Origin of the sequence: Microbulbifer mangrovi, assembly GCF_002009015.1 — a bacterium.
Classification (GTDB): domain Bacteria; phylum Pseudomonadota; class Gammaproteobacteria; order Pseudomonadales; family Cellvibrionaceae; genus Microbulbifer; species Microbulbifer mangrovi.
In genome coordinates, this window is record NZ_LZDE01000330.1 from 21,989 (window position 1) to 43,076 (window position 21,088).

13 protein-coding genes are annotated in these 21,088 nt (G+C 58.6%); 9 read left to right on the forward strand and 4 right to left on the reverse strand.

The window, feature by feature from the left end; all coding sequences use genetic code 11:
* Positions 1-67: 67 nt before the first annotated feature.
* The gene (gene selD, locus B4U49_RS13560; protein ID WP_078085141.1) at positions 68-2,449 is read right to left on the reverse strand and encodes a selenide, water dikinase SelD; all 2,382 of its coding nucleotides are present in this window, start codon (positions 2,447-2,449) and stop codon (positions 68-70) included.
* Positions 2,450-2,874: 425 nt separating this feature from the next.
* Between selD and B4U49_RS13565 the strand changes: the two genes are divergently transcribed.
* The 5 genes from B4U49_RS13565 (at position 2,875) to B4U49_RS13585 (ending at position 13,401) form a co-directional block, all read left to right on the forward strand.
* Positions 2,875-8,352, forward strand: coding sequence for a DUF748 domain-containing protein (locus B4U49_RS13565; RefSeq protein WP_078085142.1), 5,478 nt, complete (start codon positions 2,875-2,877; stop codon positions 8,350-8,352).
* 51 nt (positions 8,353-8,403) lie between these two features.
* Complete coding sequence (locus tag B4U49_RS13570; RefSeq protein ID WP_078085143.1) at positions 8,404-10,347, forward strand: aconitate hydratase; 1,944 nt, start codon at positions 8,404-8,406, stop codon at positions 10,345-10,347.
* Between the two features lie 160 nt (positions 10,348-10,507).
* Positions 10,508-11,416 carry an oxygenase MpaB family protein gene (locus B4U49_RS13575; protein ID WP_158078625.1) on the forward strand — a complete coding sequence of 303 codons (909 nt, stop codon included), beginning with the start codon at positions 10,508-10,510 and terminating at the stop codon, positions 11,414-11,416.
* Positions 11,417-11,438: 22 nt separating this feature from the next.
* Entirely contained in the window at positions 11,439-11,903 is a 465-nt protein-coding gene (locus tag B4U49_RS13580) for a GNAT family N-acetyltransferase (protein ID WP_239692630.1), read from the forward strand.
* A 328-nt stretch (positions 11,904-12,231) separates the two neighbouring features.
* A complete protein-coding gene (locus B4U49_RS13585) occupies positions 12,232-13,401 on the forward strand; it encodes a PI-PLC domain-containing protein (RefSeq protein ID WP_078085145.1) in 1,170 nt (389 codons plus the stop codon).
* 6 nt (positions 13,402-13,407) lie between these two features.
* Here the strand turns inward: B4U49_RS13585 and B4U49_RS13590 are convergent, their stop codons facing one another.
* Genes B4U49_RS13590 through B4U49_RS13600 form a run of 3 tightly spaced genes read right to left on the reverse strand, consistent with a single transcriptional unit; the run spans position 13,408 to position 15,282 of the window.
* The gene (locus tag B4U49_RS13590) at positions 13,408-14,220 is read right to left on the reverse strand and encodes an ABC transporter permease (RefSeq protein ID WP_078085146.1); all 813 of its coding nucleotides are present in this window, start codon (positions 14,218-14,220) and stop codon (positions 13,408-13,410) included.
* Complete coding sequence (locus B4U49_RS13595; protein ID WP_204903045.1) at positions 14,217-14,837, reverse strand: ABC transporter ATP-binding protein; 621 nt, start codon at positions 14,835-14,837, stop codon at positions 14,217-14,219. Before B4U49_RS13595 ends, B4U49_RS13590 begins: the two co-directional genes overlap by 4 nt.
* A complete protein-coding gene (locus B4U49_RS13600; RefSeq protein ID WP_078085147.1) occupies positions 14,830-15,282 on the reverse strand; it encodes a DUF2214 family protein in 453 nt (150 codons plus the stop codon). The genes B4U49_RS13595 and B4U49_RS13600 overlap by 8 nt, the downstream gene beginning before the upstream one ends.
* 180 nt (positions 15,283-15,462) lie before the next feature.
* On the opposite strand from B4U49_RS13600, the gene parC reads away from it, so the two are divergent.
* From parC to B4U49_RS13620, 4 genes are all read left to right on the forward strand, one after another.
* Positions 15,463-17,712: a DNA topoisomerase IV subunit A gene (gene parC / locus B4U49_RS13605; protein WP_078085148.1), complete on the forward strand. Its 2,250-nt coding sequence runs from the start codon at positions 15,463-15,465 to the stop codon at positions 17,710-17,712.
* Between the two features lie 176 nt (positions 17,713-17,888).
* A complete protein-coding gene (locus B4U49_RS13610; protein ID WP_078085149.1) occupies positions 17,889-18,338 on the forward strand; it encodes a MarR family winged helix-turn-helix transcriptional regulator in 450 nt (149 codons plus the stop codon).
* Positions 18,331-19,449 (forward strand): HlyD family secretion protein, encoded by a 1,119-nt coding sequence (locus tag B4U49_RS13615; protein WP_204903046.1) that lies wholly within the window; start codon positions 18,331-18,333, stop codon positions 19,447-19,449. The genes B4U49_RS13610 and B4U49_RS13615 overlap by 8 nt, the downstream gene beginning before the upstream one ends.
* Positions 19,446-20,993: a DHA2 family efflux MFS transporter permease subunit gene (locus tag B4U49_RS13620; protein WP_078085150.1), complete on the forward strand. Its 1,548-nt coding sequence runs from the start codon at positions 19,446-19,448 to the stop codon at positions 20,991-20,993. Before B4U49_RS13615 ends, B4U49_RS13620 begins: the two co-directional genes overlap by 4 nt.
* Positions 20,994-21,088: the final 95 nt, after the last annotated feature.

Sequence of the window (21,088 nt, forward strand, 5' to 3'; positions counted from 1 at the left end):
TCAGCCTGTTTGGCAACGGCCAGTTGGTTTCAACCGTAAGGGTTTTGTGGATAGCGGTAAGCGTAGGTCAGGAAATCAGCTCACTGTAGCGATTGGCCATTTTCTTCCAGTCACCACTTTGTGTCAGGTGCACTGGCTGTGGGGCGTAGGGGAGCTGATCCCGGTCTTCCGGCAGCTCGTCCACAAATCCGATGACGCTGGCGTGGCGACAGCCTGCAGCGTGCAGTGCGGCCACACAGCGCTCGGCGGCTTCCGCCGGCACCGAAGCCAGCAGGCCGCCGCAGACCTGAGGGTCCACCAGCAGCGGCAGCAGAGGGGCAGCACGCCACGCTGTGGGGTTCTGCAGCGCTGCATATGTACGGGTGTTGTGCTGGTGCAGGCTGGAGAGCAGGCCGCGCTCTGCGCAGTAAGTTGCGCCGGGCAATAATGGCAGTGCATCGGCAAACAGACTGGCGCCGAGATCCGCCTGGTACTGGCCGCTGGAGGGTTCCACTCGCTGCGGGCTGACCCGGTCGCTGCGCCACTGCAGCATTTCCAGCAAATGGCCCAGCAGCCCGTACCCACTGATGCCGGTGATGGCACTGGCGCGATTGCCGGCGAAGATCTCCGCTGCGGTAGAGTTGCTTTGCAGCATCATTTCCAGGGCCTGCTGCAGCCAGCGGCCGCGGGCCTTGCCGTGACGTTCGGCCGCGAGCAGCACGCCGGTGCCAATCGGCTTAGAAAGGATCAGGCAGTCTCCTGCACGTATGCCCGATTTCCCCAGTAATTGCTGTCGCTCCGCGGCACCACTCACCGTAAGACCCAATTGCAGCTCGGTACCTTCGAAGGTGTGCCCACCACTCAGCGTGCAGTGGTGCTGGTTCAGTTCGCGCACGGCCCCATCGAGAATCTGTTGCAGGTCGCGCACTGCCAGCTCCGGGGCCGCGGTTGGCAGGGTGACCAGCGCCTGTGCCGCCACTGGCTGGGCCTGGGCTGCGAGTACATCCGTGAGCGTATGCAGTGCCGCCAGGCGCCCGAACAGCCACGGGTCGGAGACGGGGGCGCGCATCTGTTGTGAGCGCTGTACCAGCCACTGTCCCGCGGGCAGTTGCGGTGTTACGGGTTGCTCAGAGTGGCCAGGACCTGTAGCCGGTTGCGAGGGCAGTCTGGCGAGTGTCCGCTCGAGGATATCATTGCTGATACGGGCGCCTGTACCACCGCCCTGTAGGCCTGCCACCGAGATGTTATTACGCTGTTCCAGCCCCCTGGGTTGTGGTCGCAGCAGTTGGCGTAGTAGAGAGGGTGCGGGTTGTCGCACACCGACCGGCAATGTACTGAAACGCTGCATAAAATTGCGTTCGCGCTGGTCTTTCCAGTGCCACAGGGCACTGCTGACCATGGAAAAACCGCCGCGACAGGCAAGGGCTCGGTGATTGCCGCAGGTCACCAGATGGAGCAAGTGCCGGCGCGCTTGATAGGGCTTAAGAGGTTGTTCCAGCAGGGTGGCGCGCAAGTTGTGGTAAAGCGTAGGTCCCTGGTGCAGAGCAGCACTGGCAGATTTGTTTGTGTTAGCACTGGCTGCGGATGCTTTTACCAGGCTGGCCACGTCTCCGGTGGCGAAGATATATGGATGTCGCTCGGCGCGCAGGTATTCGTCTACCTGCACAAACCCCTGGCCATCCAGTGCCAATCCGGATTGGCTCAACCATGGCGGGGCGCCAGCCTCGGTACACAGCAATATCTTGTCCATGGGAAGAAACTGCCCGTCATCACTGTGCACACCGCTGTGGGTGATCTCCGCAACCCGCCAGTTGCGGTGGGGGTGAATATTGAGACGGTTGAGCTCCCGTGCAATCAGCCTGCGGGTCAGTAGCGGGTAATCCTCGGGCAGCTTGTTACCCGCGTGCAGCAGATGTATTTCTACCCTGCCACTGTAAACGGGTTCCTCCAGGGCCGAGGATATGGCCATGGCCAGTTCACAGCCGCCGAGACCGCCGCCCACTACGCCGAGACGCAGCGGCTGGTGTTCAGTCTGGATCTGTTGCTTCAGTTGTTCCCAGTAACGGTGGAAGTGGCCGATGGGTTTGACCGGTATGGCGAGCTCTGAGCCGGGAAGTTTGCGGCACGGAGTGGCGCCGATATCCAGGGATAACAGGTCGAACTCCAGGTCCGGTCGTCCAAGCAGGGAAACTGTGCGTTCTGCCGGATCGATCTGGTGCGCACATGCCTGGATAAAGCGGGCGCCGGCGGCGCGACAGAGGCGCGGAAGGTCGATATGGATATCGCTAGCGCCATAATGACCGGCAATCATCCCGGGAAGCATTCCGGCGTAGGCGCTCTGTACCTGGGGGGAAACGAGAGTCAGGCGTACCCCGGGCAGGGGGTTCTTGGCCCACAGTTGCAGAAGAATCGCATGACTGTGTCCGCCGCCGATCAGCACGATGTCCTGATAATGTGGGTGTTCCCGCATGTTCTGTTACCTGCCTGTTTCACCGATACCTGTCGATGTACCGAGATCTTTGTAGGGCATGCCGCCGTTTACTGACTGTGACCCGCCTGCGGGGCCATTTACGTCACCGTCGCTGCGTCAATGGCGCCTGTGACAACCGGGCTAACGTTGTCGATTGAATTACGCGTTTCTGTCTGTGAATTGTTCGAAATATAAACAGTGTAATGGCGTCCCGAGGAATAGCACGGCCGTGCCGCTGGGTTTGGGGCGTTGTGGCGCGAAATTATTGGAGTGACAGGGCTTGGGCCCTGCGCCGCCGAATAAAAATAGTCAGATGTCGGATTCGACGACATCCGCCCGCAGCGCACTGGTCTTTACTGTAGGAAGCGCGCAGTTTCCGAATTCACAATAGCGGCTGCGCGAAATTCTTTGTGCGCCGAGTATAGATGTCCACTTCGCCCGCCAATCAGTCCGCCGAATACCGAGGGAGCCACCGCCTGCTGTGGGGGGTGTTATTTTTCCTGTTACTGATTGGCGCACTGAATATCTTCCTTTCTGCGATCCTACCCGGGGCGGTACAGCGCTGGTTGCACGAGCGCGGTCTCGAGGCGCAGATTCAGCACATGGAAATTTCCTTGCCGCGGCTGCGTGCGCACCTGCGCGGGGTTGAAGTCCGCAATGAATTCGAGCGCGGATTCAATGCGCGCGAGGCAACCCTCGGGCTCAGCTGGTGGAAGCTGCTGCAGGGCAAGATCCACGTCAAACAGGTGGAGCTTGAAGGCGGGTATATGGACCTCGAGTCCGAGCCCAGCGAGCACGGCCGAGTGTGGGAAATTGGCGGCTGGCGGCTCAAGGAAGGCGGAGAGAAGAAGCCCAGGCATTGGCGGGTGGATCTGACCGCCGCAACCCTGCGCGATATGGTGGTCTGTTACCAGCACAAGCCCCAGTGGAATTCCCCCAGCTGTGCGCGATTTGGTGAGCTTGCCCTGGATGATTTTTTTGTTAGCGGGCTCCGCGAAAAAGCTGGAGAGCCGCTGCAGTTTTCCATCGGCGCCGACGAGCTGGCGCTGGAAAACCTGTTGGCCTGGGATGAAATCCCTCAGATAGATTCGGGTGCGGGTGTTGGCAGCAAAACCCAGGAGCCGGGGGAAGGCGATATGCGCAAATCCGCGCAGGAACACCCCACTATCGCGGTGGTGCGCCTGAAAACACGGAATATCCAGTTTGTCCGCCCGGACAATCTGCTGAGCGTGACAGAACTGTCTACCCGCAAGTTTGGCGGCTGCCCACCCCAGCGCTGGGCGGACGCGGTTCCGGGGTTGCAGAAAACCATTGGCCACTGCGCCACCACACGTCGTTTGCAGCTGCGGGGACCGGCGAGCTTTTCTTTTGGCAAACAGTCGGAAATTGCCTGGCACAGGATCGACGGCCAGGAAGTGCGGCTGCGCTATCGCAATCGTCGCCATCCCAACTGGCATGCCGAAACAATCGCGATCAATGACTTTGACTTCCTGCGTGAAGACAAGTCTCTGCAATGGCTGAGTGCCGGTGCCAGCGGTTTTTCCTGGTGTCCCAACCGCCTGCGAACCGTCTCCTCTGTCGACGGCGCTCATCACTACTGTCTGCGCGCCGGCAGCCTGCGTTTGCCGCAGCCCACCCGGTTTGAGTGGCGGGAAGGGTTTGCCGTCGACCTCGCGGAGGCGAGCCTGGGACAGGGCACATTGGTGGACCTGGACACCGATCGTCAGCAGGCGGACCCGTTAAATACCAATATGCTACGTCTCGGCAAGTTGCAGTACCGCAATGACCGTCGTCGCCTGCAACTGCAAAACCTGTCTCTGGACGGCGCATCCGGCTGTATTCCGGGGCAGCTGTGGGGTGAGCGGGACCACTGTGTTGTGCTCAACCAATTAAATTTGCCACAAGATTTTGCGATGCAGTTTGCCCGCAAACTGCCGCGAGACCATCTCCCCGCACAGGGCTGGGCGCTGGACAGTGGGCCGCTCACGTTGGAAAAACTGAAGCTCAGCGACGGACGGGATGGTCCCGAGCATCAGGTGTCGATCGTGGACCTGAACTGGCGTCGTCTTGAGCTTTCGCAACAGGAAAAGCGCTATCTGCTGGAGGATATCAACCTCGAGAAACTCACCGGATGTGTGCCGGAGGGGCTGTTGCCCCAGCGGATGTCTCCCCTGTGTAGTCGCGCGGCACAGCTGCAAGGAAAGGGCGACTTTGTCTTTGCGTTGACGCCATCACCCTACATGGTGCTGGGCGAGCTGAGCCTGGCGTCACTGTTGTTGTCGGACCAGCTGGCTGACGATGCGAGTAAGCAAACCGGATTGATGCTGCGCCAGCTGCATACCGGCAACGGTTTTTTCCGCATACGCGACCAGCAATTGAAGCCTGGTGAATACTTTGCCAGTGAAGACGAACACGGCTGGTTCCCCGGTGAAGAGCATGCAGGTAGTGATAGCAATGCTTCAGACGACGGCCGCGAAAAAGGACTTCTGCCCGAGGAGCGGTTGGCTCTCGAGCGGGCGCGGCAGCAGGCTCTGGAAAGCCGCCACATAGAGAATATTGGCGCCAATATTGTCGCGCGCCAGACGGAACTGGAACTCGCCTCCCTGTCACTGACCGCGCTGGACGGCTGCCTGCCGCTTTCCTGGCAGGCCATAGCCGGAGGCTCTGACCCTGAATATCGTCCCGAATGTTTTGCGGTTCACAATCTGCGGCAGCATCAGCCACTGCACCTGAAACTGGATAGACAGCGACCTACCAGCGCCAATGACGGTGGCCGTTTGCGCGTGGCCTTTCGTGCGGCGGATCTCAGCCTGGAATCCGCCGACGTGAAAAGTGCCAGTGGCAACGATCTGTTGGCCCTTACTCAGTTACTTCTGCCGCGGGCGGATTTCCGCCTGCAGTCCCGGCCGGTTCGCATGCGGCTGAATCTCCCTGGAGCAGCGTTGGGTATCGCGGACTTCTGCTTCGGCGATAAACGCTGTATCGAGGTGGAAACACTGCGTACCGGTGATCGCTTCTCCCTGGACTACGGTCGCGATCGATTCAGCGCGGATCTCAACAACCTGGTGCTGGATCACTTTGCGCTCAGCGGCGGCAAGGATGACATCACGATCGAGGTTAAAAAGCTGCTCGGCCTGGGACTCTACGCCAACCTGCCGCGCACCCCCGGCGCCCGTGCCGACTGGAAAATCACCCAACTGCAGGCCCAGACCGTTGCTACCTGCTGGCCGCAAAGTGGGGAGCCGGAGCGCATGTTGCCGCGTTGTGTACGCGGTCAGCGTTTCAGTTCTGAAAACGGAGGAATTTCGGTAGCGAATCTGTCTCTGCACCATCGACTGCAAGACCCGCCCCAGTTGCAGTTGGGTGCATTGCAGGTAGCAAAGATCGGGCTGGTGCAGGCTGCACCACCTGACCTCCCGGTACAGCTGAACCTGCACGATCTGCGGGTCGATAGTGTCACGGGTTGCGGACTGAATGACTGGCTTGCCGCAGCGCAGTTGCGGGGAGAAGGCAGTGGCCGCTGGCGGGGTTGTGTGTCTTCCGGAAGCCTGCATCTTGGCGGCGACAATCTGGTCAGCCTGGGTGGTGCTGGAGAAATGTCACCGGGAGATGAAGCAGACCGCCTCTCCCTGGGGCCATTGCAGGCAGCAAACCTGAAGTTATTGCCGGCTCCGGCACAGGTGGGGGCGTCTCCGATCATGCAGCTCGACTATATCGAGTGGCAATCCATGCGCTGGGCAGGGGGCGCTCGGGTGAGAGTGGAAGACCTGCTGGCGCGGGATTTTTCCGGTTGCCTGCCGGGCAGCGATGGTAGCTCCACCTCGGTGAAGGATCCCCTGTGCTTTTCCTTCCGACAACTGATGGTGGAAGGGCGGCAGGAACTGGCAATGACAGACGCGCTACGTGCCAGCGGGAAAGTTGCGCTGGAGGATTTCGCATTTCGCCAGGGAGACCGCAAGCGGGTCGGCTTTACCCACCTGGGGGTGAACGGGCTGGTATTTTCCTCTGACGCCGTGGCGCTGAAACAGGGCGAAGTCACCGGACTCAATGGCTGTCTCGAGCCTTTCAAACTTGGGGAAAAGTCTCTCGCACCCTGCTACGAGGTGGGTCGTATTTCCATGGGCAGCGAGCACAAGGTGTTGCTGGGCAGTCTGCGCAGTGGCAGGGCTCAACGGCAGTTTAGGGATATCAAAGTGGATGGCGTACGGATTACCCAGCGGGGTTTCCCTGCGGGCCTGCCATCCCAGTTACTGCATATCGCGACGCTGGAAGCGGATGTACTGGCATTTGGCGACCGGGAACTGGTGGCGCAAAACCTGCAGCTGGAGAACGTGAGCAGCTGTGTCCCGGAAGGATACATCAAGGGGGTACGTCATTGTTTCAATTTGGAGAAGGCGCTTACCTCAGGACGATTCGGCTTTGAGCAACGTCAGTTGTCCCTGACCCTCGCGAAGCTGGAAAATTTACTGGTGCTGGATACTGCCGGCGACCAGTTGTTGGAAAGCGCTTATGTGGAAATTCGCGAACTCAGCGTGGCCAAACAGGCCATCCGTCTTTTGTTTATGGAAATCGCCGATAGCCGGGTATTCCGGCGCGATGAGCGCGCCCAGGAATTCGTCAATCACCAGTGGAATACGGAAATTGAAGCCCTGCGCGTCAGCCAGTTTGAATATTTCCCGCCGGAAAAGATTTTGCAGATCGACACTGTAGACCTGATTCGTCCGCACAGTATCCTGGCCCGCGGGCGGCAGGGAGACCTGGGTGCCTGGGAGCGCTTTCGCAGTACATCGCCAGAGCTGGAAAACTATCAATATAAACGGGGCGATATTGCGCGCAAAGCCAACCGGTTTAAGTACCGGGTTCGACAGCTATATGTCGACCGAGGGAAGTTTTTGTGGCTCGACAGCGCCCACGAACAACAGGCCAGGCTTCCCATACGGCGCATCAATTTACTGCTGAGCGGCTTGAGTAATTATCACGATGATCCACCAGCGCTGCTGGTCTTTAACGCGCGGCCCGGAGGTTTCAGTGAAATGCACCTGGCGGGCAAGGTAGATCTGCTGGACAACAACCACTGGGACGGTGGGTTACTCGGCTATGTTGAAGGCGCCAACTTGATTCCGGCTACGCCCTACATGGCTTCTCTGCTCGGGTACAAAATTCTGCAGGGGCAGCTTGATGCTGAGCTGAACCTTAAGGTCGATGACAACCAGGTCGATGCCTTGGCAAAAATGGATCTGCAGAAAATCAAGGTGAGACGGGTTCGTGACAGCGACCACCTGAATGTGAAGAAAAGTATCATCCCACTGGGTCTGGCGCTGGCACTGTTGAAAGATGGTGACGGAGACGTGCGCTTCGATATGCCGGTAACCGGTGAGCTCTATGATCCTCAATTCTCTTTCAGCTTTATATTCAGCGATTTACTACAGCGTGCCATTCTCGAAGCACTGTTCGCCTACTTTACGCCGGTAGGTTTTTACAGTCTCGCCAAGCTGGCTTGGGCGCGTTTCCGCGCTGTCAGTTTTTCCGACCTTGAATTCGCCCCCGGCAGCGATACCCTGAGTGCGACGGCAAAACTCCAGCTGGACGGTATGGTGGAAAAAATGCGCGACAACGACAAGGCGCGACCAGGAATTTGCGGCGTGTCTACCGCCAGGGATCTGGAAAACATGTTTCCTCATGAAATTGGTGCCATGCGCGGTGCGGGGGAAGTTCGCGAAAACTTTTACAAGGAACCGCCGCGGGGCATTCGTGAGGAATTGCTGCGCTTGTCCAACCGTCGTAGCCGTAACGTACAGAAATACCTGATCGAGGCCGGACTGGATCAGGAGGACTTTATCCAGTGCGCGCCCGATTACATTGGCACCGATACAGATGAGCCGCGGGTGGAATTTTCCAACTGAGCAGAATCTTAAACGGTGAGCAAAATGGAATACCAGAGCAGGAGAGAACTCATGGCCAGAAATCTCACCCAACAGCTTATCGAACAGCATCTTGTCAGCGGCAAGATGACCCCCGGCGAGGCGGTTCAGCTGAAAATCGACCAGACGCTGTGCCAGGATGCCACCGGTACCATGGTGATGCTCGAATTCGAAGCGCTGGGGTTGCCGAAAGTAAAAACCGAGCTCTCTGCCCAGTATGTGGATCACAACCTGATACAGGCGGATTTCAAGAATGCTGATGACCATCTCTTTTTGCGCAGCGCCAGCCGCAAATGGGGTATCTGGTTTTCACGGCCTGGCAACGGTATCAGTCACGCGGTGCATATGGCTTGTTTTGGCATTCCGGGTAAAACCCTGCTGGGCTCGGATAGTCACACCTGTGCCGGCGGTGCCATGGGGATGCTTGCCATGGGCGCGGGCGGGTTGCAGGTAGCTCTGGCAATGGCCGGGCTGCCATTCTCCCTGGTGATGCCGGAGGTGATTGGGGTTGAAGTGAGCGGCAAGTTGCCGCCCTGGGTAAGCGCCAAGGATGTGATTCTGGAGATGTTGCGTCGCTACGACGTAAAGGGCGGGGTTAACAAGGTTTTCGAGTACTATGGCCCGGGCCTCGACAATCTTACGGCCATGGATCGGCACGTTATCGCCAATATGGGGCAAGAGATGGGCGCGACCGCAAGCGTATTCCCCGCGGATGAAAATTTGCGTGCATTTCTGCGCCAGCAGGGACGGGAAGAGGATTTTATTGCGCTCGCGGCAGAACAGGGCGCGCAGTACGATCAGCGCGAGCAGCTGGATCTATCCAAACTCGAACCGATGATCGCCTGTCCGTCCAGTCCGGGCAAAGTTGTTACCGTGCGTGAGGTTGCGGGCAAACCCATTTACCAGAGTTATATCGGCTCGTCGGCGAATCCCGGGCTGCGTGACTTCGCAATTCCCGCGAAAATGGTCGAGGGAAAAAACGTCCCCCAGGAAATCTCCCTGGACATCAACCCTACCAGCCGCCAGTTACTGGAAGAACTCAGTCACAGCGGCGACCTCAACCGTTTGTTACAGGCAGGGGCACGGTTGCATCAGACCGGATGCAACGGTTGTATTGGTATGGGGCAGGCACCGGCCAGTGGACGTATCAGCCTGCGTACGGTGCCGCGGAATTTCCCCGGTCGTTCCGGTACCAAGGAAGATCAGGTCTACCTGTGTAGCCCGGAAACCGCCACTGCAAGCGCGCTGGCTGGCGTGATCACCGATCCTCGGGATATGGATATGGACTACCCGGCGTTTGTCGAGCCGGAAAAGCTTCAGGATATGCGTCCGTTGATGCTCGCGCCGCGCGATACCACCGATGAGATACCCGTAGAGCTGGAAAAAGGACCTAATATCCAGCCCTTGCCCGAGTTTGATCCCTTACCGGAAGTGCTCAGCGGTCCGATTATTCTTAAGACGGGTGACAATGTCTCCACCGACGAGATTCTCCCGGCGGGTACAGATATCCTGCCACTGCGCTCGAATATTCCCGCGATCAGTCACTATACCTTTTCCCGCATTGATGAAACCTTTTACCAGCGAGCCAAAAAACTCAATGCCGACAGCTTTGTGATCGGTGGGGATAACTATGGCCAGGGCTCCAGCCGAGAGCACGCGGCGATTGCTCCGCGTTACCTCGGGGTGCGCGCGGTGATCGCTGTTTCCATGGCGCGTATTCACCGTCGCAACCTGATCAACTTCGGCGTGGTCCCCCTGTTATTTAAGCAGCCTGCGGACCTGGCACGCCTGAATCAGGACGATATGCTGGAAATCGATGACCTCCCACAGCAATTACAATCCGGTCGCAAGATTGTGATCAAGCTGGCTGGGGGTAAAGAGCTGGAAGTGACGCACAATATGGGGGAGGAAGAGGTGGCAACGGTAATTGCCGGAGGCCTGATCGATTACGTGCGTAAAAGCCATCTGCAAGGATGAGAAGAGCATACATTAAGCGGAAAATACTTCTTTCAGACGAGGTAAACGCTCGCACATTACTTCAGGATGGACACTGGGATAATGTGAGCGTCGCGCCGTCAATACACCGGTGTGTACTCCTGCCCGTAACTGCTCGATAAAATCAACATGGGCCATGGGTATGATCAGAAAGAAAAAGCTTCGCGCGGATATCCTGCGGCTGAATCCGCGCGAGGATGCCTGCCAAATCGCACGATTGATTGTGTGCGATGGTTTTCTATGGGATTTCAATCGCGCGCTGGAAATGGCTCTGTTCCGCACCTTCGCCTCGCCAGGTATCAGCGGCTTGTTGGCGCGCACCGGCGAGTTTTCCCGCAATGGCCAGAAACGCTATGACGATACGAGCCTGTTGATGCTGCAGTTACTGCGCCATGGCTACGATAGTCCACAGGGACGCGCCGCACTGCAGCGGATCAACCAGACCCACGCCCACTTCTTTATTAGCAACGACGATTACCTGTTTGTTCTCTCCACCTTCATGCTGGACCCGATTGACTGGATCGCACGGTTTGGCTGGCGACGCCTGAGCGAGCATGAGAAAATGGCTTTGTTTATATTCTGGCGCAATGTGGGTGAGCGTATGGGAATCAAGTCGATTCCCGACTCGCTGGAGAGTATGCGCCGTTTTAGCGGTGAATACGTGCAGGAAAATTTCCGCTTTCACGACAGTAACCGGGTGGTTTCCACGGCGACCTTCACTGTGGTGGAATCCTGGTTGCCCCGGCGTCTCAGGCCGTTTGTGCGACCGGTGTCCGCGGTATTATTGGATGAGTCGACGCGCAGAGCGGTACAGCTGGAGGCGCCTGGTCGGTTTATGGCCTTCATCGTGCCGGCTGTGCTTAAAATGAGGGGTCGCTGGCTGGCTGTGTTCGGGCGCTCCGGGGAACCGGACTGGCCCGACGGTTGCCGGACCTACCCAAAGGGCTACATGGTTGAGACACTCGCGCCCGCATCCCTGTTGGCAGTGGAGCGTAAGCAACGGGAGTTACCCTCAGAAAGCATTTGGGATCCGGAGTGTAATAAGGTGTGATCGCCCTGGAGGGGACAGCAGTGTGCAGCAAGTAAAAATTCAGGTCGACGACTTGAGTGATGGCGCAATTATCCAGTTGCTCGAGGCGCATCTCGCCGAGATGCGCCTTTATTCACCGCCTGACAGTATCCATGCGCTGGATACCCCGGCGATGAAACATTCGTCGATCACATTCTGGGGAGCGCGAGTTGATGGTGAGCTGGTCGCCTGTGGTGCGTTAAAGCAGCTTTCTCCCGAGCACGGAGAAATTAAATCCATGCGCACGGAGAAAAATTTTCTGCGGCAGGGAATCGCTGCCAGATTACTGGAGCGTATTCTGCAAGAGGCGAAATCCCGATGCTATAAACGGGTAAGCCTGGAGACCGGGACAAATGAGGCTTTTGCTCCAGCGGTCAGCCTGTATCGGCGCTTTGGTTTCGAAGATTGCGGCCCGTTCGGAACCTACCTTCCGGACCCCTTTAGTCGCTTTTTATCCAAGTCCCTTTAATCACTTGCTTGGCATCTTCCTTGCGGCGAGTTGTGCCAGTTAACATTAGCAACCTCTGCTGTCACAACTTTCCGCCAAATCTTCCTGTGAAAATTCCTGTCCGCAACTGGTACTTTGGAACCAGTTTGTCGAATTCTTGAGTCACTGCTTTTGATACTGAAGGGTAATTCCGCCTGCAGCCCGGGTTGGCGCGATTAAGAACGTGACCCTACAGGTCTTTTATGGCTTTATTGCGTCGCCCATGGGGCTAAATGTCACTTTTCACCAAATTTGTGCAACAGGCGGTGTCGGGTGAGGCAATACAGGAATTAGAAACAGGGAGAGTGAAGTGGCCATTACCTACTATCGATTGGGGCCGCAGCGGCGCCTACATGAGATAATTTTTGCCGGCAGCCACGATGCGGCTATTACCTCCGGCAAAAGTAACGTGCAGACCCAGGACCTGAATATCCTGGAGCAGGCCCGAGTCGGAGTGCGACTGTTTGACCTGCGTATTCTCACCAAAGGTGGAAAGCACGGCGCGAAACAATACGCTTATCACGGCAGCGGCAAAGGTGCGAAAGATCGCACCATGAAAAGCAATATCACCAACAAAACCCACGATATTTCCGTCTACAACGGCATGTTTTATGGTTCCACCGGAATTTCTCTGGTGGATATCCTGAATCAAGCGAAAACCTTCGTTACCGATAAACTGACCAGCAAGGAATTCCTGATACTCAAGTTTGATAAGTGCACGAACTGGGAGTTGATCGCGGAGACCTGTATCGCCATTCTTGGCAACAATATTTTCAAATACCACCAGAATGTCGAATTCAGCAAACTCACGCTGGAAGACCTGGCCGGCAAGGTAGTTTGCGTTTTTAACGAGGGCGCACTGAAAAAGGCGGGAGTCACATCCGGCCCGCAGGACGGCATCCTCAGTTTTCGTTCACTGAAAGCCAAAAAAGGGGCCAACAAAGCCTACGTACCGAATTTTCCGGGGATGCAGTATTTCGGCAAGGGCGGCACCAATATCAAGTACATCTGGAAAACCAAGCGTGACAAGCGCAAGGAAAACTACACCAAACAGCAGAAAATCATGCTGCAGATGGCCTGCTCGAACGATATGCAGTCGCCCAATGTGCTGGGCATGATGTATTGGACGGCGACCGGTTTGAGCCACAGTATCAAGGAACGTGACGATGTGCTGTGGAATCGCACCGGGGTACATAAGATGAGTGAGCTCTGGCGCAGCGGCCTGGAGGCGTCAATTGGCCACCAGTTGGAACAGGAGCGTATCAAGTGCCTGGAGTGGGGCGGCAAGATGCGTATGAAGGCATTTTTCCCCAATATTGTGATGGTGGATTTTGCCAACTTCGACAAGTGCAAAACCATCTACGACCTGAACACGCTGAAAGACGATATGTTGGCCCGGGCGTATGAAACCTATATGGGATTCAATTCGGATCAGCAGGTTAAAGGCAAGAGCCCCGTGCGCCGTCCGGTACCAGTTTAATGCGATTTACCCCCGCGGCCGGCTTGTTGTAACGATTCGGTCGAGGCGCAGCCTTTCCCGCGAGTCAAACAGTCGCCGGGTACACAGCGCCACCGCCGCGAAGGTGCCGAACCCGGTGCCCGCGGTGATGGTGAACATGATCAGAATCTGATATTTCACGGCCAGCGCCGGAGGACTTCCGGCGAGTATCTGGCCGGTCATCATCCCCGGCAGCGATACGATGCCGGCTGCGGCCATCGCGTTGATGGTGGGCATCAGTCCCGCGCGCATGGCATCGCGACGCAGCTGGGCGCTGGCCTGCTTCCAGTGCTCCCCCAGCATTAGCCTCCCCTCGATTTCCCCGCGGGCCCGACGCGCGCCCTCCGTCAACCGTTCCAATCCCAGCGCCACGCCGGTCATGGTATTGCCGAGCAGCATGCCGAGGAGAGGAATGGCGTATTGCGGGGTATACCAGGGCTCGGGCCCGATGATTACCACCAGCGTCAGTACCGTGATACTGAATGCAGAGATAAACATGGAGAGGGTGCCGATACCGAAGCTCCAGCCTCCGCGCAGGCGGTAGCGCTGCCGGGCCACCACTTCGCGCCCGGCCAGTAGCAGCATGACAATACCCATCAACGCCACCCAGTGCAGGCTGCCTGCGGCGAACAGGGTTTCCAGTACCAGGCCGATCAAAGCCAGTTGAATAGCCGTGCGCGCCGCGGCAACCAGCAGAGAGCGGCCGATTTTCAATTGTGCCAGCCAGGTACAGGCCGCCAGTGCCAGCACCAGCCCGGCGGCAATCCCCAGGTGCCACCAGCTGAGGTCGATGACATTCACGGTTTCAGCTCCCTCGGCTGCAGCCGTCGGTCTTCAATATGAAAATGCCGGTCTGCTACCCGCTGAATCTGGTCCTCACGGTGGGCTACCCACAACACGGGTAATAGCCTTTCGCGGATCTGGTTACACAGCCATTGCTCTACCTGCATAGTGCTGTCTTCGTCGAGGTTGGCGGTGGGTTCGTCGAGCAGAAGGGCATGGGGTTTGTATTGCAGAGCGCGGAGTACTGCCAGACGCTGTTTCTCCCCGGATGACAGACGGGCTACCGGCCACTCGAATGCCTGCGGGCTGATGCCCAGTGCGCGCAGTGCGTCCTGCTGATCGTGGTGGAAATGCTCGCCCACGGTTTCAAACCACCAGTGGCTTTCCGCCGGTACCATCATCACCGCCTTTCGCCACTGATGCGCGGGGAGATCGGCCTGTGCCTGTTTACCCAGCAGGACACTGCCACAGTGCGGCTCCAGGTCAGCGATCGCGCGCAACAGGCGACTTTTTCCACAGCCCGAAGGGCCTGACAGGCACACGATTTCTCCGGTGGCAATTTGCAAGTCGGTCGCTTCCAGCTCGCCCACGGAGAGGCCGCGCAGCACCAGCCCGCTTGTGCTTTGCTCAGCCAAACTGGCCGACACCTTTGGCCATCAGTGCCGCGCACAGGGCCATGCCAGCCATGGCGGTGAGCTCTGCATGTACGCAGATACGCAGCCTGCGCAGTTGTTTGGGAGGCAATTGCGGCAGCTCGCCCTGTTTCAGGGATTTGCTCCAGCGCAGGAATTGAATTGTCGGGTAAATGGAAAGGAGGGCGGCGATAGCAAACAGGGTGAGCTTGCCGTGGAAGGCCACATTGTGGAAATAATAGGCGGCCCCTTTTTCAAAATAAAATACCCGCATCACGCCCACTACCAGCAGAGTGAGTGCCGATAGCCCCAGGATCCGGTCGACAATCTGCAATTTGCGCGCGTTCTGCAGTGTCAGCGGCTGGCCCAGTATCACCAGCTGGACGGTAAGCGTCACCGCGAGCGCGAGGAAAGCCAGGTGGTGCAGGCAGGCAAACAAGACGGACATCGTGGGGCATCCTTGCTGTTGTGCGCGGGTATATGGCGCGGTATCGATGAGCAGAGGTGTTTTTATCAGGAATGCCCCGAGTAGCGCAATGCAGCGGTGCCGGGCCCCAGGCCTTTGAACCACCAGCCGGTGTCCGCCATAATCCCCCCTCTTCGAACAAAATAACGAGACTCTCGCAGTATGACCGAGCCCTCTGTCTTTGAAGCGTCAGAACGCCAGAACCTGGCGGAGTACACCGAGAAGGCGTATCTGGACTATTCCATGTACGTAATCCTCGATCGCGCCCTGCCTAATATCGGCGACGGCCTCAAGCCGGTTCAGCGCCGCATTGTCTACGCCATGAGCGAGCTGGGCCTGAAGAACACGGCCAAGTACAAGAAGTCCGCCCGCACCGTGGGCGACGTCATCGGTAAGTACCATCCCCACGGCGACAGCGCGGTGTACGAAGCGATGGTGTTGATGGCGCAGCCGTTCAGCTATCGCTATCCGCTGGTGGATGGCCAGGGCAACTGGGGTTCCCCGGATGATCCCAAGTCGTTCGCTGCCATGCGGTATACCGAATCCCGTATGGGCAAGTACTCCGAAGTGCTGCTGTCTGAACTGGGGCAGGGCACCGTGGACTGGCAGGCCAACTTCGATGGCACCATGGATGAGCCCGCGGTGCTGCCTGCTCGGGTACCCAATATCCTGCTGAATGGCACCACCGGTATCGCGGTGGGCATGGCCACGGATATTCCCCCGCACAACCTGCGCGAGGTGGTGGATGCCACCGTGCATATGCTGGAGAACCCCAAGGCCACGGTCAGTGAGCTGTGCGAGTTTATCCAGGGCCCGGACATGCCCACCGAGGCGGAGATCATCTCTCCCCGCGCTGATCTGCAGAAGATGTACGAGACCGGCAAGGGCTCGGTGAAGATGCGCGCGGTATGGACCCGCGAAGATGGCGATATCGTGATTACCGCGCTGCCGTACCAGGCCAGCGGCTCCAAAGTGCTGGAGCAGATCGCGGCACAGATGCAGGCGAAGAAGTTGCCAATGGTGGCCGACCTGCGGGATGAGTCCGATCACGAGAATCCCACGCGTCTGGTGATCGTGCCCAAGTCCAACCGGGTGGACCTGGATCAGGTGATGAACCACCTGTTTGCCACCACCGACCTGGAGAAGAGCTACCGGGTCAACCTGAACATGATCGGCATCGACGGTCGCCCGCAGGTGAAGTCCCTGGACAAGATCCTGACCGAGTGGCTGAGCTTCCGTACCGTCACCACGCGCCGTCGCTTGCAGTTCCGCCTCGATAAGGTCGAAAGGCGACTGCACCTGTTGGCCGGTTTGCTGGTTGCGTTCCTGAATATCGATGAAGTGATCGAGATTATCCGCACCCACGATGAGCCAAAGCAGGAGCTGATGCGTCGCTTCGAGCTCAGCGATGTGCAGGCGGAATATATCCTCGATACCAAGTTGCGCCAGTTGGCCCGCCTCGAGGAGATGAAGATCCGCGGCGAGCAGGCAGAACTGGAAAAAGAACGCGATACCCTCACCAAGACCCTGGATAGCGCGCGCCGCCTGAAAACCCTGATCAAAAAGGAACTGTTGCAGGCCGCCGACGAGTTCGGCGATGAGCGCCGTTCGCCGATCGTGCAGCGCGAGGAGGCCAAGGCGTTCAACGAGGCTGACCTGCTGACCTCGGATCCGATTACCGTGGTGCTGTCCGACAAGGGTTGGATTCGCCAGGCCAAGGGCCACGAAATCGATCCGACTTCACTCAGTTACAAGGCGGGGGATGGCTTCAAATACGCCGCCCGCGGCAAGAGTAACCAGCCCGCGCTACTGCTCGACAGTACCGGGCGCAGTTACGCCATTGCCGCGCATACCCTGCCGTCGGCGCGGGGCCAGGGCGAACCGCTTTCCGGGCGTATCAATCCGCCGTCGGGGGCCACTTTCGAAGGCCTGCTGATGGGGGCAGACGATCAGAAAGTCCTGCTGGCCAGCGATGCCGGTTACGGCTTTATCGCCAAATATGCGGATCTTCAGTCGCGCAACAAGGCGGGCAAGGCCATGCTGAGCCTGCCGAAAAATGCCCGCGTGCTGCCGCCACAAGAAATCGAAAACCCGGATGAGGCGCTGCTCGCAGCAGTAACCAGCGAGGGTCGCATGCTGGTGTTCCCGGTTTCCGAACTGCCGGAACTGTCCAAGGGCAAGGGCAACAAGATCATCAACATCCCCGCGGCCCGCGCCGCCAGCCGTGAGGAATTTGTGGTGGGCATTGCGGTGCTGGAGGGCAGCGACCAGCTGCTCGTTCACGCCGGCAAGCGCCATACCAAGATCAAGATCGCGGAGCTGGAGCACTATCAGGGGGAGCGGGGCCGTCGCGGCAACAAGCTGCCGCGTGGATTCCAGAAGGTAGACAAGGTGGAAGTTCAGAGGAAGTAACCTGCGCTCCCGTCAGGATGAAAAAGCGGCCAATCGGCCGCTTTTTTTATGCATCAAGGTTCACTCCTGAAACTGATGAGTCAGCAGTTCGCTTGCGAAATTAGTAAGCATGCTTACAATAAGCTCACTTAGCCCGGGACAAGCTCCTGTGCGCCCCACAATCTCTCAAGTGAAAAATGAATAAATCCGACATCGCGGCGCAGCTGGGTTTTGAGCTGCACACCACCGCACGCCTGTTAAAACGAAACTTTGATCGCCGCGCGAAGACCCACGGGCTGACCCGTGCGCGCTGGCAGGTGCTGTGGATTCTCAATCGAAACGAGGGCATGAAGCAGGCGGAGCTCGCCGAACGCATGGATGTGGCGCCGATTACGCTGACCCGCCAGATCGACCTGCTGGAAGCGGAGGGCTTGGTGGAGCGCCGGCAGGACCCCCAGGACCGCCGATGTTTCCGGATTTATCTGACAGCGGCTGCGGCACCGGTGCTCGAGATCCTGCAGGGGCTCGCTGCGGAAACTCGCAGCCAGGCCCTGTCGGGAATCACTGCCGAAGAACAACAGCAGTTGATGAACTTGTTGGGCCGGGTGCACCAGAACCTGAGCCGAGAGGAGGTGGTCAGTGACTGAGCCAGCCCAGAACAAAATCGAGGAAAACGATTCCGTGGAAAGCAGTGCAGAGCAAAAACAGAAATCCCGTCGTATCGGCTTCGCCCTGGGGCTTGTGGTGGCCGGAGCCGTGACGGCCTGGGCCATCTGGGGTGGTGGCAGCAGCGTGCACACGGAAAATGCCTATGTAAAGGCGGACAAGATCGCCCTGGCTCCGGAAGTGAGCGGCATTGTGGCCGAGGTCGCGGTGCGCGCGAATCAGGCAGTGAACAAGGGCGACCTGCTGGTACAGCTGGACGATACTCCGTTTCGGCTCGCGGTTGCTGAAGCCGAAGCGCATCTGGCACAGGTAAAAAATCAGGTGCACGCCCGTCAGGCCGAGTACGCAGAAGCGGAAGCTGAGTTGCAACAGGCGCAGACAGACGCGGAGTTTTTCCGGCGCCAGCTGGAGCGCAACGAAAAACTGGGCAAGGTGGCACTATCGGAATCCCAGCTGGACGAATCCCGCCAGAAGCTGGATCAGGCGCGTGCGCGCATCGCGATCAGCTCTGAAAAACTCGCGAGCCTGCGCGCGGAACTGGGCGGGAATTCCCAGGTGCCACTGGAGCAGCAGGCGGATGTCATGGTGGCCCAGGCCCAGCTGGACAAGGCCCGTTACCAGCTGTCGCGCACGCGCATCGTTGCACCGGTTGCCGGTGTCATCGCCAACGAGGCGCCACAGGTGGGAGAAATGGCTCCGGCGGGGCTGTCTGTGGTGAGCATGCTCGGCACCGAGGCCATGTGGGTGGAAGCCAACCTCAAGGAAACCCAGCTGGAAAAAGTGCGCGCGGGCCAGCAGGCAGAAATTACCGTCGACGCCTATCCCGGTGTCAAATTCCAGGCTTTGGTAGAAAGCCTCAGTGGCGCCAGTGGCAGTGAGTTCGCGTTGATTCCGCCGCAAAATGCGAGCGGCAACTGGGTAAAGGTGGTACAGCGTGTGCCGGTGCGCCTGCGACTGCTACCCGCGGAAGATCGACCGGTGCTGCGCGCCGGTATGAGTGCGGAAGTCGAAATCGATATCTCTGAAGACAACAAGCTGGTATCCGCCCGCGCGACCGATGCCAGCGGCGGCCGGGTTGTGCTGGCGCCATGAGCACCGGGGTAAGCGGCGCGGCAGGCACCGGCAGCGGCGCGCCGATGTCGGCAGCGCGGGCTTCCGGCGGCGAGGCGATGATCACGGTCAGTATCATGCTGGCCACCATCATGCAGGTGTTGGATACCACCATCGCCAACGTGGCCCTGCCACATATGCAGGGCAGTCTGGGCGCGAGCAGTGACCAGATCACCTGGGTGCTGACTTCCTATATCGTCGCCGCTGCGATCATGACTCCCCCGGTGGGCTACCTTGCCCAGCGCTTCGGGCGCCGGCAGGTATTCCTGTGGTCGGTAGGTGGCTTCACCATCTCCTCCATGTTGTGCGGCCAGGCGGGCAGCCTGAATGAAATGATCCTGTGGCGGCTGCTGCAGGGTGTCTTCGGCGCTTCCCTGGTCCCCCTTTCCCAGGCCACGCTGCTCGACACCTTTCCCAAAGAAAAACACGCATCCGCCATGAGTATCTGGGGGGTGGGAGTAATGATCGGCCCGGTGCTGGGGCCAACACTGGGTGGCTGGCTGACGGAGTATTACTCCTGGCGCTGGGTGTTCTATATCAACCTGCCGTTTGGCATCCTCTCCATGCTCGGGATCTATTTCTGCGTGCCGGAAAGTGAAACCCGCAAACAGCGCTTCGACAGCCTTGGTTTCGGGCTGCTGGCGCTGGCGGTAGGTGCACTGCAGATGCTGCTCGACCGCGGTGAGCAGGTGGAGTGGTTCGAGGCGCTGGAAATACAGCTGTACGCCATCCTTGCCGTGCTCGGTTTGTACCTGTTCGTGGTACATTCCCGCACCACCAGCAACCCGTTTCTTTCCCCGGAACTGTTCCGCGATCGCAACTATGTTTCCGGACTGCTGTTTATCTTTGTTGTGGGAATTATCCTGCTCGCCACCATGGCATTGTTGCCGCCCTTCCTGCAGCAGTGGAAGGGCTATCCGGTGGTGACCACCGGCCTTATCCTGATGCCGCGGGGCGTCGGCACCATGATTTCCATGATGGTGGTGGGCAAGCTGATGCAGCGTTTTGACGCCCGCGGGTTGATCCTGGTCGGCATGGGCCTGGTGTCATACTCCCTGTGGGAAATGACCGGGTTCAATCTGCAGGTGAGCCAGCACGACCTGATTGTCACCGGCGTGCTGCAGGGGCTTGGACTGGGACTGGTATTCGTACCGATTTCCACCCTCTCTTACGCCACCCTGGCGCCGCGCTTTCGCGGTGAGGCGACCGCGCTGTTCAGCCTGTCGCGAAATCTCGGTAGCAGTATCGGGGTATCGATTGTGATGGCAGCACTGACGCGTAATCTGTGGATCAACCAGCAGCAGCTGGGTGAGCGGGTGCAATTGCCTGCGGGTATGCTGAATGGCCTGCCGTCGGCGGATGCCATTTCCGTGCTGCCCGGTGCTGTCATGGAAGAGATCACCCGCCAGGCCGCGGAAATTGCCTACGTGAACGATTTCCAGATGCTGATGTGGATCAACATCGCGGCAATGCCACTGGTATTCCTTTTATCCAATCCGGAAAAAAGCAGCCAGGCAAAAAACTGAGTCCAAAATCGAATCAGAAATTGCCTCGCTGCTCATAGACACCTAACGGCCAGAAGCGAAAGCCGCCCTGGTGGCGCTGTGCGGAACATTTGCCG